3 protein-coding genes are annotated in these 1,172 nt (G+C 53.4%); 2 read left to right on the top strand and 1 reads right to left on the bottom strand.

Going from position 1 to position 1,172, the window contains the following annotated elements:
- Positions 1–149 (bottom strand): TGS domain-containing protein (locus tag ACIOMR_RS05860; RefSeq protein WP_401193087.1); only part of this gene is annotated, 149 nt, incomplete at its 3' end.
- A gap of 364 nt (positions 150–513) precedes the next feature.
- Here ACIOMR_RS05860 and ACIOMR_RS05865 point away from each other — a divergent pair.
- On the top strand, positions 514–828 hold the full coding sequence (locus ACIOMR_RS05865; RefSeq protein ID WP_080673250.1) for a hypothetical protein: 315 nt from the start codon (positions 514–516) through the stop codon (positions 826–828).
- A gap of 226 nt (positions 829–1,054) precedes the next feature.
- Positions 1,055–1,172, top strand: a 118-nt coding sequence (locus ACIOMR_RS05870) for a cold-shock protein (RefSeq protein ID WP_401193091.1), incomplete at its 3' end; no start/stop codon positions are given.

The raw sequence follows: 1,172 nt of genomic DNA on the forward strand, positions 1-1,172 counted from the left end.
ACGTCGCTGGCGTCAACCAGCTTGCCGTCGACCTTGCCGGCCACGGTGGCCTTGGCCAGGCCGGCACCAATGGATGCGGCGACCTCGGCTACGGAAACCGAATGATCGAATGAACGTTGACTGCCGTCGGGAAGAGTAATAGTTGGCATGGCGCCTCCTCTCCTAGTGGTGACCCCTACCAAAGGTCACGTGGGTTGGGATGAGCCAGTACAAGATCCAATACCAGGCCGTTCAGTGATGAACGCCTGCCTTACAGCGGCAGGAGCCTTTCGGCCAACCGATAATCGAACCAGAGTGACTGGAGTTAAACAAAAAAGACCTTGGCAAGGCGGCATAGGGCGCGCCGGAAAATAGCCAAGCGAAAGATGCTAGCACAGATGAACGGTCATGGCGCCGAAGCCGCTTCAGGAAACGAAAATTCCCGGCTTTTAAGGGCAAAAGTGAACTTGAACTGTACGGCAGCCCTCAAACACACCGAGAATCGCCGTTCGTCCACGACTCCAGGAGCATTTGATTATGCGTTTTACCTCGACTTTCGCCCTTGCTGCATCCCTGACCCTCATGTCCCTGGGTGCGCACGCCGCAGCCCCGTCGAACTGGCCTGCCGGTGCGCGGGACAGCTTCATCAAGGATTGCAGCGCAGCCGCCCAGCAAAGTGTTGATGCCAAAACCGCCAAAGACCACTGTGAATGTGGCGCGGACAAAATCAATGCCGAATTGAGCAGTGCCGAAATCAAGGAACTCATGACCAACCAGAACGCAGATCCTGCGCTCAAGACCAAAGCTGTGACGGCTATTTCGTCCTGCAAAGTCGTGAAGAAAAAGTAATTTTTACACCCTGCCAGACCGGCTGAAGGACCAGAAATCGCCATGAAAACTGCCATTTCTCACAAATTACGCAGCTTTTACGGCTTTTTTTAACAGCTGATATTTCGCCTGAAAGCCCCGTAGATCGGGGCTTTCAGCCAACCAAGGCATGAAACACAACGCGATTGATTAGCAAACAATGCCTTGGGGGGGCTCCCAAGCCGAACATTTCGACTATGATAGCTCGGTGTGCCCAGTTGGCCTGAGCAGCACAGCACTACTGAAAATATATGTTTCTTGGAGATACACCATGTCTAATCGCCAAACCGGCACCGTTAAATGGTTCAACGATGAAAAAGGCTTCG

Origin of the sequence: Pseudomonas sp. NPDC087814 (assembly GCF_044742865.1) — a bacterium.
Taxonomy (GTDB): Bacteria; Pseudomonadota; Gammaproteobacteria; order Pseudomonadales; family Pseudomonadaceae; genus Aquipseudomonas.